General features: G+C 63.8%; 11 protein-coding genes. 8 read left to right on the top strand and 3 right to left on the bottom strand.

Features of this window, described 5'->3' with window-relative positions; translation table 11 throughout:
• Positions 1–23: 23 nt before the first annotated feature.
• The gene (locus tag ACTHJ1_RS11815) at positions 24–1,304 is read right to left on the bottom strand and encodes a class I SAM-dependent methyltransferase (RefSeq protein ID WP_440192467.1); all 1,281 of its coding nucleotides are present in this window, start codon (positions 1,302–1,304) and stop codon (positions 24–26) included.
• A gap of 174 nt (positions 1,305–1,478) precedes the next feature.
• On the opposite strand from ACTHJ1_RS11815, the gene ACTHJ1_RS11810 reads away from it, so the two are divergent.
• Both ACTHJ1_RS11810 and nadB read left to right on the top strand, forming a co-directional pair.
• Positions 1,479–2,693, top strand: a complete 1,215-nt coding sequence (locus ACTHJ1_RS11810; protein ID WP_440192464.1) for a multidrug effflux MFS transporter — start codon at positions 1,479–1,481, stop codon at positions 2,691–2,693.
• Positions 2,694–2,714: 21 nt separating this feature from the next.
• Positions 2,715–4,331 carry an L-aspartate oxidase gene (nadB, locus tag ACTHJ1_RS11805; RefSeq protein WP_440192461.1) on the top strand — a complete coding sequence of 539 codons (1,617 nt, stop codon included), beginning with the start codon at positions 2,715–2,717 and terminating at the stop codon, positions 4,329–4,331.
• Here nadB and nadC read toward each other — a convergent pair.
• A complete protein-coding gene (nadC, locus tag ACTHJ1_RS11800; RefSeq protein WP_440192459.1) occupies positions 4,328–5,227 on the bottom strand; it encodes a carboxylating nicotinate-nucleotide diphosphorylase in 900 nt (299 codons plus the stop codon). The two genes, nadB and nadC, sit on opposite strands and share 4 nt — an antisense overlap.
• Complete coding sequence (gene nadA / locus ACTHJ1_RS11795; protein ID WP_440192456.1) at positions 5,227–6,357, bottom strand: quinolinate synthase NadA; 1,131 nt, start codon at positions 6,355–6,357, stop codon at positions 5,227–5,229. Before nadA ends, nadC begins: the two co-directional genes overlap by 1 nt.
• Before the next feature lie 392 nt (positions 6,358–6,749).
• Here nadA and rpmB point away from each other — a divergent pair, with 392 nt between their 5' ends.
• The 6 genes from rpmB (at position 6,750) to ACTHJ1_RS11765 (ending at position 12,689) form a co-directional block, all read left to right on the top strand.
• On the top strand, positions 6,750–6,986 hold the full coding sequence (rpmB, locus tag ACTHJ1_RS11790; protein WP_026349988.1) for a 50S ribosomal protein L28: 237 nt from the start codon (positions 6,750–6,752) through the stop codon (positions 6,984–6,986).
• 53 nt (positions 6,987–7,039) lie between these two features.
• Positions 7,040–7,210, top strand: a complete 171-nt coding sequence (rpmG, locus tag ACTHJ1_RS11785; RefSeq protein WP_019938497.1) for a 50S ribosomal protein L33 — start codon at positions 7,040–7,042, stop codon at positions 7,208–7,210.
• A gap of 107 nt (positions 7,211–7,317) precedes the next feature.
• A complete protein-coding gene (locus ACTHJ1_RS11780) occupies positions 7,318–8,607 on the top strand; it encodes an ABC transporter substrate-binding protein (protein ID WP_440192451.1) in 1,290 nt (429 codons plus the stop codon).
• 150 nt (positions 8,608–8,757) lie between these two features.
• A complete protein-coding gene (locus ACTHJ1_RS11775) occupies positions 8,758–9,195 on the top strand; it encodes an HU family DNA-binding protein (RefSeq protein ID WP_440192448.1) in 438 nt (145 codons plus the stop codon).
• A gap of 159 nt (positions 9,196–9,354) precedes the next feature.
• A complete protein-coding gene (gene leuS / locus ACTHJ1_RS11770; protein ID WP_440192445.1) occupies positions 9,355–12,012 on the top strand; it encodes a leucine--tRNA ligase in 2,658 nt (885 codons plus the stop codon).
• Between the two features lie 11 nt (positions 12,013–12,023).
• A complete protein-coding gene (locus tag ACTHJ1_RS11765; protein ID WP_440192442.1) occupies positions 12,024–12,689 on the top strand; it encodes an LPS-assembly lipoprotein LptE in 666 nt (221 codons plus the stop codon).
• Positions 12,690–12,734: the final 45 nt, after the last annotated feature.

The raw sequence follows: 12,734 nt of genomic DNA, 5'->3' as shown, positions 1-12,734 counted from the left end.
GAGTTGCCGTGAATCGGAAGAAATCAGGCCTTCTGCCGACCGTCGTAAATGTAGTCGCGACGCCACGGGTAGCCGAGATAGGCCGGATTGTCGAGCTCGTCGGAGCGCCCGGTGGCCAGCGGCGCCAGCAGGAATTGGTGCAGCGAGATCCAGCCGTGCTCGAAGCCCATGGCGCAGCCGGCCAGATACAGGCGGTAGGCGCGCAGCGACTTCATACCCTGCTCGCCCCTGTCGTGAGTGAGTATCTCGGCGGCGCGATCGAGCTGCGCCTCCAGGCCGTCGCTCCAGGCCCATAGCGTACGGGCATAATGCGGGCGCAGGTTTTCCATATCGACCGTCTCCAGGCCGCCCAGCGCCACGGTCTCCAGCACATTGCTCACATGCGTCAGCTCGCCGCCCGGAAATATGTATTTATCGATGAACTCGCCCATGCCGCTGCCCAGTTCGGCGTTGTAGACGCCCCCGGCAGTATTGCCGTGATTCAAGATGAGGCCGCTGGGCTTGAGCAGACGGCGCAGCTTGGCGAAGTATTCGGGCAGCAGGGCGCGGCCGACATGCTCGAACATGCCCACCGAGGAAATCTTGTCGTAAGGCCGCGATTCGTCGAGTTTGCGGTAATCCATCAGCTCCATGCGCACCCGGCCCTTCAGCCCTTTTTCCTCGATCAGACGGGTAACGTGCGCGTGCTGGTTGCGCGACAGCGTGATGCCGGTGGCGTCGACGCCATAGTTCTCGGCGGCCCACAGCAGCAGCCCGCCCCAGCCCGCGCCGATATCTAGAAAGCGCTCGCCCGGCGCCAGGCGCAGCTTGCGGCAGATGTGATCGATCTTGGCTTCCTGGGCCTGTGCCAGGTTCATGCCCGGCTCACGGTAGTAGGCGCAGGAATAGACCCGGCGCGGATCCTGCCAAAGGGCGTAGAAAGCCTCGGAAAGATCGTAGTGGTACTCGATCTGTTTGGCGTCGCGCTCGACAGAATGGCGCCAGATGGAAATCAGCTTGCGCACGAGCTCGGTCAGCCTGCCCGTGCGCGCCGCCTCGATGGGCGAGTCGGGCAGCATCTGCGCCGCGGCCGCCATGAGATCGCGCATGGAACCTTCGATATCGATCAGGCCTTCGACGTAATCCTGACCCAGCACGCCGACCGAACCTTCGGCCAGATGAATCAGTGATTTCTTGTCGCGCACGGTGAACTTCACTCGCGGATCGGGCGATCCCAGAACAGTGCCATCGGGCATCACCAACTGGACCGGCGCCTGCGTCACGGCCTTCAGTTTCCGATCCACTGCGGACAACAACGGGTTCACGAACTTACTCCCCTGATGATCGAACTCGGCGACTTTATCGGAATTTGATTGCAACCGCATGCATCTGGGGCGTGATACATTGTTCAGTTCGGCCCGCAAGTCGGCTGCGCCTTGCGGCGCTTGCCGTGTCCGGCCCCTTCCTCGGCGCAGACCGCGCCTCTCCCGCATTTTTCGATGTCGTCGTCCGAATCCCTGCCTCGTAGGCTGCCCGGCTGGTTGATCCTGATGGGCGCGCTGACCGCGATCGGCCCATTTTCCACCGACATGTACCTCCCCGCCTTTCCGGCCATGGCCGAGGGGCTGCACACGACGCTGGGCGAAATCGAGCGCACGCTGGCCATTTACCTCGTCGGCCTGGCGCTGTCCCAGATGATCTACGGCTCGCTGGCCGATCGCTATGGCCGCAAGCGGCCGCTGATAGGCGGGCTGGCGCTCTACACCGCGTCTTCCGTCGGCTGCGCTCTGGCCGGCGACGTTCAAATCCTGCTCGTCTGCCGAGTGCTGCAGGCGCTGGGCGCGGCGGCCGGCATGGTGGTGCCGCGCGCCGTGGTGCGCGATCACTACTCGACCCAAGGCGCCGCACGCGCCCTGTCGATGATGATGCTGGTCATGGGCCTGGCGCCAATTCTCGCGCCGCTGGCCGGCGGCCAGCTCGTGGACTTCGGCTGGCGCAGCCTGTTCTGGACCATGGCTGCCCTGGGGATGGCGCTGCTCCTGGCCGTAGTCCTCGTCATGCGCGAATCGCTGGCGCCCGAAAACGTCGTGTCCTTGAACTGGCGCGTCGTCCTGGGCAACTACCGCGCCCTGCTCAGGCACCGCGGCTTCATGGCGCACTCGCTCGCCGGCGGGCTGTGCCAGGCCGGCATGTTCGCCTACATCGCCGGGTCGCCGCACCTGTTCATCCAGGTCTACGGCGTCGCCGTGCAGCACTATGGCCTGTTCTTCGGCAGCAATGCCGCAGTCCTGATCGTCGGCGCGCAGCTAAGCGCATTCCTGCTGCGCCGCCATTCCTCGCTGGTGCTGCAGCGCCGCGCCCTGACCGGTCTCGCTCTGGCCGCCTTGGCAGGCCTGGCCATGGCCTTGTCCGGTGTCATCTCCTTGTGGCTGGCCATGGCCTACATTCAGGTCTATATGTTCAGCAACGGCTTCGTGAATCCCAATTCGGCGGCTCTGGCCCTATCGGAGCAGGGCCGCCGCCTGGGCGCGGCCTCCGCCGTCCTGGGTACGCTGCAATATTCCTGCGCAGCCCTGGCCAGCGCCGCCATCAGTCTCTGGCAGGTCGACAGCGCCCTGCCCCTGACCACCATCATGGCCGGCTGCGCCTGTCTCGGCTGGTTCTTCGGCCGCGTGGCGCGCAGCGGCACGGCCGGACGAGCGGCAACGGCCTGAGAAAAGCGGAGAAGCCGGACCATGAATTTCGATGCAGCTATCGTCGGCAGCGGTCTGGCGGGGCTGAGCGTCGCGCTCAATCTCGCCGACACGCACCGCGTCGTTTTGATCGCCAAGCGGGCGATGGACGAAGGCGCAAGCGACCGCGCCCAAGGCGGGATCGCTGCCGTGCTCGACTCGGCCGACAGCGTGGAAAACCACGTCGGCGACACGCTGGCGGCGGGCGGCGGCCTGTGCGACGAGACAGCAACGCGCTATATCGTCGAACATGGCCGACAGGCCATCGAATGGCTGATCGCCCAAGGCGTGCCGTTCACGAAAGACGCCGCTGCCGAGCTCGGCTTTCATCTCACGCGCGAGGGCGGCCACAGCCATCGTCGCATCATCCACGCCGCGGATGCCACCGGGCATGCGGTCATCCAGACACTGACGGAACGTGCTCGGTCTCACCCGAACATCACGATCCTCGAAGACCATCATGCGATCGACCTCGTCACCTCCGACTCGCTCGGCCTGCCCGGACGGCGCTGCCACGGCCTCTACGCGCTCGACCTAAAGAACGACCGCACGGTGACGATCCAGGCACCGCATACGGTGCTCGCCACGGGCGGCGCGGGCAAGGTGTACCTCTACACGACGAACCCCGACACCGCCACCGGCGATGGCATCGCCATGGCCTGGCGCGCGGGCTGCCGCGTGGCGAACATGGAGTTCATCCAGTTTCATCCCACCTGTCTTTTTCATCCGCATGCCAAGTCGTTCCTGATTTCGGAAGCCGTGCGCGGCGAGGGCGGCATTCTGCGCCTGCCGGACGGCACGCGGTTCATGCCGTCGCACGATGCGCGCGCCGAACTCGCGCCGCGTGATGTCGTCGCCCGCGCGATCGACTTCGAGATCAAGAAGCATGGCATCGACTGTGTTCACCTCGACATCAGCCACCAGCCGCCGAGGTTCATCGAAGAGCACTTCCCGACCATTCTTGCGCGTTGCCGCGAATTTGGCATCGACATCACCAAAGCGCCCATTCCTGTCGTGCCGGCTGCGCACTACACCTGCGGCGGCGTCGTCACCGATCTTGCCGGCCGCGCCGATCTCGCAGGGCTCTACGCGGTCGGAGAAGCCGCCTGCACGGGCCTGCACGGCGCCAACCGCCTTGCGAGCAATTCGCTATTGGAATGTCTCGTCATTGGCCGCTCGACTGCCGAAGCGATCAAGGAAACGCCCCCAGGCAGGCACGCGCAGGCGCCGTTGCCGCAATGGGACGAAAGCCGCGTATCCGACTCCGACGAGGAGGTCGTGGTTGCGCACAACTGGGACGAACTGCGCCGCATGATGTGGAACTATGTCGGCATCGTGCGCACCGACAAACGCCTTGAGCGCGCCCAGCATCGCCTCGCGCTTCTGCGCGAGGAAATCCTCGAGTATTACGCGAACTTCCGCGTCACTCGCGACCTGCTGGAGCTGCGCAATCTCGTGGAGATCGCCTCACTCATCGTGGAAGGTGCGCGTATGCGCCGTGAAAGCCGTGGTCTGCACTACAGCCGCGACTGGCCGGATGTTCTGCCCAAAGCCCTGCCGACGGTGCTCGCGCCAGGGCGTGAGCGCGATCAGGGGCCTTCGGCGCCCGAAAAACGCTAGACAATCCGCATGGAGTAGTCCGTCGCACGCACGTCCTTGGTCAGGGCGCCGACGGACACCCGATCCACGCCGGTTTCCGCAATCGTGCGCACTGTCTCCAGGCTCACCCCGCCCGAAACTTCAAGCACCGCACGTCCTTCGGTGCGCCTGACGGCGTCACGCATCATGTCGAACGAGAAGTTGTCGAGCAGAATCGATTTCGCACCATGCGCGAGCGCCGTATCGAGCTGGGCAAGCGTCTCGACCTCGATCTGAATCGGCACGCCGGCGTCGAGCGCAAGCGCGGCATCCATAGCCGGCCCCACGCCGCCAGCCGCGGCAATATGGTTTTCTTTTATCAAAATCCCATCGTAAAGCGCGAGGCGCTGGTTCGCGCCACCGCCCACGCGCACCGCGTATTTCTGCGCGAGACGCAGGCCGGGCAAAGTCTTGCGTGTGTCCAGGACACGAGTGGAAGTATGCGCGATCAGGTCGACATAGCGTCGCGTCACGCTCGCCACGCCAGACAGCAACTGCAGAAAATTCATGGCATTGCGCTCGGCGGTCAACAGCGCGCGGGCCGGCCCCCGCAGCAGGCACACCACCGCATCGGTAGCCATCCGATCACCTTCGCGATAATTCCAGCGCACCTCGATGCGCGGATCGATGCGCAGCATCACCGCGTCGAACCAGAGCACGCCGCACAGCAGGGCATCCTCCCGCACGATAATGCGCGCGTCGCGCACCTCATCTGCAGGCACGAGACGGCCCGTCTGATCGCCGGAACCGACATCCTCCTCGATCGCATCGGTCACATTGCGCACGACCGCGGCGTCGAAGGCAGCGCCGTAGTGTGCACGCACCTCGTCGAGCAAGGGCGAGACGGCATCCGCCGTCGGCAATCCGATCGTGCCCATCACGCCGCCCCCACTTGCGAAAACAAGGCGCCGTCCCGCGCAAGATCGCCGCTCGCCTGCACACGGCGCTTGCGCTCGGACGCGAACGCCAGCATGCGCTCGATAGGCAGGCGGGCGCGTTCGCCGATGGAAGCGTCCACGTGAATCTCGTTATGACCGCGTTCGAGAACCTCGGCAAGGTTCGCGAGACCGTTCATGGCCATCCAGGGACAATGCGCGCAACTCTTGCAGGTCGCGCTATTGCCCGCCGTCGGCGCTTCGATGAAGATCTTGCCAGGCGCGGCAAGGCGCATCTTGTGCAGGATGCCCAGGTCGGTCGCGACGATGAAACGTTGCGCCTCGAGCCTGACCGCCGCCTCGATCAGTTGCGTCGTCGAACCGACCACGTCGGCGAGCGCGACGACGCTCTCCGGCGATTCCGGATGCACGAGTATCTTGGCGTCGGGATGCTCGGCGCGAAGCAGATCGAGTTCAATACCCTTGAACTCGTCGTGCACAAGGCATGATCCTTGCCACAGAAGCATGTCCGCGCCGGTTTTTTTCTGAATGTAACTACCCAGATGCCGATCCGGTCCCCAGAGAATTTTCTCGCCTCTTGCATGCAGGGTTGCAACGATCTCCAGTCCGATCGCCGACGTGACCATCCAGTCTGCGCGCGCTTTCACGGCCGCGCTCGTGTTGGCGTAGACGACGACGGTGCGGTCAGGATGTTCATCGCAAAACGCCGAGAACTCGTCGGCCGGACAACCGAGGTCCAACGAGCAGGTGGCCTCCAGGTCGGGCATCAGGATGCGCTTGTCCGGACTCAGGATTTTTGCGGTTTCGCCCATAAAGCGCACGCCCGCCACCACGAGCGTGCGCGCCGCATGATCGCGACCGAAGCGCGCCATTTCGAGCGAATCGGCCACACAGCCGCCGGTTTCGTCGGCCAGCTGCTGCAGTTCCGCGTCCACGTAGTAATGCGCGACAAGCACCGCATTCTCGCGTTCGAGCAGCGCACGGATGCGCTCCTTAAGGGAAGCGCGCTCTGCCATCGACGGCGCCTCGGGTACGCGCGCCCATGCCTGTCCCACACCGCATACGACACCCTGCGGTCGGTCGTATTCGACCTTCACAATCGCCTGACTCATGATCTCCTCTCGTCCTGCTGGTCGCCACGGCGTGAAAACCTGCGAATACCGCTGCCATCTCTGCGCCGCGCCTGACGAACTATAGGACAGGTTGCCTGGCAGGCATTTGACTGGCCGCGTTTTTTCGTATTAGAATCGCTCTTTTGCAGCAATTTCCTGTTGCGCGAGCCGCTATGCTTTGCGGGCGCGTAATCCGAATTACCTGGCTTTCCGAATTAGGGGCTTGGTCGAATCGGCGGGGTATAAGCACGCAATGCCATTTTCGGGCCCCACCCGAACGGCCCGAAACACCGGCATATCCAACACTTGCCGAGCATCTTCGGCCTGCGAGCCTCCCGCCTCCCAATCGCCCTGCCCCAATACTCGGAACGACAACAACCGAGAGGTGCATCATGGCACGCGTTTGCCAAGTTACCGGCAAGGGCCCGATGGTGGGCAACAATGTTTCGCACGCTAACAACAAGACCAAGCGTCGTTTTCTTCCCAACCTGCAATCGCGCCGGTTCTGGGTCGAAAGCGAAAACCGCTGGGTTCGCCTGCGCGTGACGACCAAGGCCATCCGCACGATCGACAAGAACGGCATCGACGCCGTGCTGGCCGACCTGCGCGCCCGCGGCGAGGCAGTCTGAAGCCCGGCGCTTCCGACCTCGCCAGCTAACCCCACATATTCCAGGAGCACGACATGGCCGCCAAAGGCAACCGTGAAAAGATCAAGCTCGAGTCCACCGCGGGCACGGGCCACTTCTACACCACCACCAAGAACAAGCGCAATACGCCCGACAAAATGCTGTTCAAGAAGTACGATCCCGTCGCGCGCAAGCACGTCGAATACAAGGAAACCAAGCTGAAGTAATTCGGCCGTGGTTCGCACCCGCGCAGCGTCATGCGGGCGGCATTCGCGCAAGTAGTATCGTTAGGCCCTGCCCATGCAGGGCCTTTTCACATCCGCGATCCGATCCCATGCCACGCACGCCCGGAATCCACAGATTGTTCCCGCATCTCGCCGCCTGCATTCTGGCCGGGCTCTGCGCACTGCCCGCCTGGGCTGCCGACAGACCGGTCGCGCCGCACAAGACTGCTCATTCGCGGCCTGCGCCCGTGGCCAAACCAGCGGCGCCCGCGCTGCTTATCGGCGACATCAACAGCTACACGCGACATCCCGATCTGCTCGATCCCTATCGTAAAGGCTGGCAGATGGCGCTCGATGAAATCAACCGGCAAGGCGGCGTGCTGGGCCGCAAACTGCAAGTCCTCTCGCGTGACGACGGGGGTACCGCCGACGGCGCCGTGGCAGCCGCGCAAAAGCTCGCCGATGAGAATCATGTCGCACTGTTCTTCGGCGGCCTGAGCTCGGAGGTCGGCCTGGCGTTGTCCGACTACGCCCAGCGCACTCAGAACTTCTATCTCTCGACCTTTCCCATGACCAGCCGGCTCACGTGGCAGCAGGGCAATGCCTACACCTACCAGTTGGCCCCGTCCGGATGGATGCAAATGGCTGCACTCGTGCCCAAGGCATTCGGCCTGCGCAAGCGGCACTGGGGCGTCGTCTATGTCGACGACGCCTACGGACGCACGACCGTCGCGACTTTCAGCGACATGATCACCCATTTCCAGTCCCATACGAACATCGTCTCGACCCAGATGATCGAACCCGGCAAATTCGACGCGAGCAAAACCGTGCGTCAGTTGCTGCAGGACAAACCCGACGCTCTCCTGGTTCTGCTCTCCGGGTCGGATCTCGCTCGCTTTGCGCACGAAGGCAAGGCGCAAGGGCTGCTGGCCAGCATGGCCGTGGTAGCGCCGATGGCCGGCGAACCCGAGACGCTGCAAACCCTCGGAAGCGACGCCCAAGCAGGCTGGCTGGTCAGCGGCTACCCCTGCATGCCGACCGGCGACGCAGGCTACATGCAGCGCTTCGAGCAGCGCTATCAGGCCCGTTACGGCGCCGCACCTGGCTCGGCCTCTGCGCTGGGCTACATGGCCCTGCATGCCATCGCCGACGGTCTGCGCAAAGCGGCCGACGCCGATCCGCACGCCGTGGCCGCGGCCTTCGCTGGCCTCAAGCTCGGCACCCCCTATGGCCTCGTGCGCTTTAGACCCATCGATCACCAATCCACGCTGGGCGTCTGCCTGGCCGTTACCGCCGAGCAAAACGGCCGCATCGTCGCCCAGCCCACCGGCTATCTGGACGGCTCTCAGCTGCAACCGCCCGATAAAGCCGTACGCGCACTGCGCGGAAAACAACAATAAATACGCGCCCGCAGCGCGCAAATGCACGTTTTCACCGCGAGTTCCGCTATGATCGGGCGCTAGGCAGCCTGTGCTGGCAAAGGCCCATTAACAAGTGGTTCCTTGCAAGCGCTGCGCAGTCTCATCCTCACCTCTTTCATGGATTGGATCATGGCAACCAAAAAAGCCCCCGCCAAAAAAGTCGCTAAGACTGTCAAAAAAGCTGCAAAGCCCGTAGCCAAGAAGGCTGCTCCCGTCGCCAAGAAAGCTGCTCCCGCAGCCAAAAAGGCCGCCGGCCCCATCAAGACCGCGCTGAACAAGTCGCAACTGGTCGCTCATCTGGTCGAACTCGCAGGCGTCGAAGCCAAGGCGGTCAAGGCCGTTCTGGCCAGCCTCGAGTCCGCCGTGCTGGGCTCGGTCGACAAGAAGGGCGCCGGCTCCTTCACGCTGCCCGGCCTGTTCAAGGCTGTCGTGCAAAAGGTGCCCGCCAAGGCCAAGCGCTTCGGCAAAGATCCCTTCACCGGCGAAGAACGCTGGTTCCCGGCCAAGCCCGCTTCGGTCAAGGTCAAGATCCGCCCGCTGAAGAAGATGAAGGACGCCGCGCAGTAATTCGCGCACCGTTCCCGCAGTACCGAAAACCCGCCCTTGTGGCGGGTTTTTTGTGCGCACCTCGATAGCGTCCACTCCTGGGTAGGCTAGCACGGCCCCCCCTCTCAACCCCCTCTATAATCCATGGTTTAGCCCAAATACAGACACCGTCCGGATTCCATGCAGGAACGCTACCAGCCCACCGCCGTCGAAGCCATCGCCCAACAAGACTGGCAGGCACGCAACGCCTACCAGGTCGCCGAGCACGCGAAGAACCCCGACGGCTCCGAGAAGCCCAAGTTCTACGCCTGCTCCATGCTGCCCTACCCCAGCGGCAAACTGCACATGGGCCACGTGCGCAACTACACCATCAACGACATGATGACGCGCCAGCTGCGCATGCGCGGCTACAACGTCCTCATGCCCATGGGCTGGGACGCCTTCGGCATGCCCGCCGAGAACGCCGCCATCAAGTCCAAGGTACCGCCGGCCAAATGGACCTACGACAACATCGCCTACATGAAGAAGCAGATGCTGGCGATGGGCCTGGCGATCGACTGGTCGCGCGAGATGTGCGCTTGCGATCCCAAGTACTACAAGTGGAACCAGTGGCTGTTCCTCAAGATGCTCGAGAAAGGCATCGCCTACCGCAAGACTCAGACCGTCAACTGGGATCCGGTCGACCAGACCGTACTCGCCAACGAACAGGTCATCGACGGCCGCGGCTGGCGCTCGGGCGCCTTGGTCGAAAAACGCGAGATACCGGGCTACTACCTGCGCATCACCGACTATGCCGACGAGCTGCTGCGCGAAGTGCAAACCGGCTTGCCCGGCTGGCCCGAGCGCGTGCGCATCATGCAGGAAAACTGGATCGGCAAATCCGAAGGCCTGCGCTTCGCCTTCCCGCACCAGATACAGGGCGCGGACGGCAAGCTCATCCAGGACGGCAAGCTCTACGTCTTCACCACCCGCGCCGATACCATCATGGGCGTGACCTTCTGCGCCGTCGCACCCGAGCATCCGCTGGCTGCGCATGCTGCGCGGTCCGACGCCAAGATCGCCGCCTTCATCGAAGAATGCAAGCAGGGCGGCACCACCGAAGCCGAGCTCGCCACCCGGGAAAAAGCCGGCATGCCCATCGGCCTGTCGGTCACCCACCCCATCACCGGCGAGCAAATTCCGGTATGGGTCGGCAACTACGTGCTCATGAGCTACGGCGACGGCGCCGTCATGGGCGTGCCGGCGCACGACGAGCGAGATTTCGCTTTCGCACGCAAATATAAACTGCCCATCAAGCAGGTCGTCGGCGCCGAAGGCAAGACCTACTCCGACGCTGCCTGGCAAGAGTGGTACGGCGACAAGCAGGTCTGCAAGACCATCAACTCGGGCAAGTACGACGGCCTCACGCACAAGCAAGCCGTCGATTCGGTTGCCGCCGATCTCTCTGCCAAGGGCCTGGGCGAAAAGCAGACCACCTGGCGCCTGCGCGACTGGGGTATCTCGCGCCAGCGCTACTGGGGCACGCCCATTCCCATCATCCACTGCGCCGATTGCGGGCCGGTGCCGGTACCCGAAAAAGACCTGCCCGTGGTCCTGCCCGAAGACCTCATCCCCGACGGCAGCGGCAATCCTCTGGCCAAGAACGAAGCCTTCCTGTCGTGCGCATGCCCCGCTTGCGGCAAGCCCGCGCGCCGCGAGACCGATACCATGGACACCTTCGTGGACTCGGCCTGGTATTTCATGCGCTACACCTCGCCCGGCAACGACGGCGCCATGGTCGATGCCCGCAACGACTACTGGATGCCGATGGACCAGTACATTGGCGGCATCGAGCATGCGGTGCTGCATCTGCTGTACGCGCGCTTCTGGACCAAAGTCATGCGCGACATGGGCATGCTCAACTTCGACGAGCCTTTCACCAAGCTGCTATGCCAGGGCATGGTGCTCAATCACATCTACTCGCGCCGCAACGCCAAGGGCGGCATCGAGTACTTCTGGCCCGAAGAAGTCGAGAACATCTACGACGCCAAGGGTGTCATCCTGGGCGCCAAGCTCAAATCCGACGGCTCGCCGGTGGACTACGGCGGCGTGGGCACCATGTCCAAGTCCAAGAACAACGGCGTCGATCCACAATCTCTGATCGATACTCAGGGCGCCGACACGGCGCGCCTGTTCGTCATGTTCGCCAGCCCGCCCGAGCAGACCCTGGAGTGGTCCGACTCCGGCGTCGAAGGTGCCCATCGCTTCCTGCGCCGCCTGTGGTCGCTGGCCCACGCTCAACGCGAAGCCGTGGCCCGAGGCCAGGCCGCCGGCTTCGACTGGCGCCAGGCTCACGCCTCGGTCAAGAACCTGCGCCGCGAGATCTACGGCCTGCTCAAGCAGGCCGACTACGACTATCAACGCATCCAGTACAACACCGTGGTGTCGGCCTGCATGAAAATGCTCAACGCCATCGAGTCGGCCCAGTTGCCCGACGGTGCGGCTGCCGACGCCGCTCTGGCCGAAACCCTGGGCATCCTGCTGCGTGTGCTGTATCCGGTAGTGCCGCACATCACTTGGCAATTATGGCGCGACCTGGGCTACGCCCATGAACTGGGCGATCTGCTCGATGCGCCCTGGCCGCACGTCGACGAAGCCGCGCTGGTGGCCGACGAAATCGAGCTTATGCTGCAGGTCAACGGCAAGCTGCGCGGCTCTCTGCGCGTGCCGGCCAAGGCTGCCAAGGAAGACATCGAGCAACAGGCAGCGGCCCACCCCGACACGGCCCGCTTCCTCGAAGGGCGTCCGGCCAAACGGGTCATCGTGGTGCCCGGCAAGCTGGTCAACGTCGTCGGTTGAGGATCCACTCCATGAATTACGCCTGGCTGAGCCTGCGCACGCGTTCCCGCTGGTTTCTATCCGCCGCGAGCCTGACGCTGCTTGCGCTGCTGACCGCATGCGGCTTCCAGATGCGCGGCGAAACGCCCTTGCCGTTCGACACGTTATACGTCAGCGTGCCGAGCAACACCCATTTCGGCGCCAATCTGCGACGAGCTCTGCGAGCTGCGTCGCCCAATACGCAACTGGTCGATACGCCCAAGCAAGCCCAGGTCGTGCTGCAGCAGGTGTCCAGCCAGCGCCTGATCAACGACACGAGCCTGAACGCTCAAGGCCAGGTCGAGGAATACGAACTGGGCATACGCTTCACCTTCCGCGTGATCGACTCGAAGGGCAACGCAATCCTGCCTGACACCACCTTTACCACCTATCGCGAGCTGCCTTACAACACCAGCGCCTCCCAGGCCTTGAGCAGCCTGATCGATTCGCTGTACACCTCGATGGAGCAATCGCTCATCAGCCGCATCCTGCGGCGTCTGGACGCCGCCGACGTGCGCGAGAACTATGCTCGCCTGGAACGCGGCGAAATCAATCCCGATCGCCCCGTCTACGACATCAACAAAGTACAACCTCAGCGAGGCACCATGCCGCCGGGCTGGAGCAATCCCCCTACCTTGCTGGACGGCGCGCCGCGCTGACATGGCCGCTTCTCTTGACGCCAGCAGTCTGGCCGGCCAGCTGGC

The organism is Bordetella sp. (genome assembly GCF_051960075.1).
Taxonomy (GTDB): domain Bacteria; phylum Pseudomonadota; class Gammaproteobacteria; order Burkholderiales; family Burkholderiaceae_B; genus Bordetella.
Note: the sequence above shows the minus strand (reverse complement) of the source record. Positions and strands in the feature narration are given on the sequence as shown.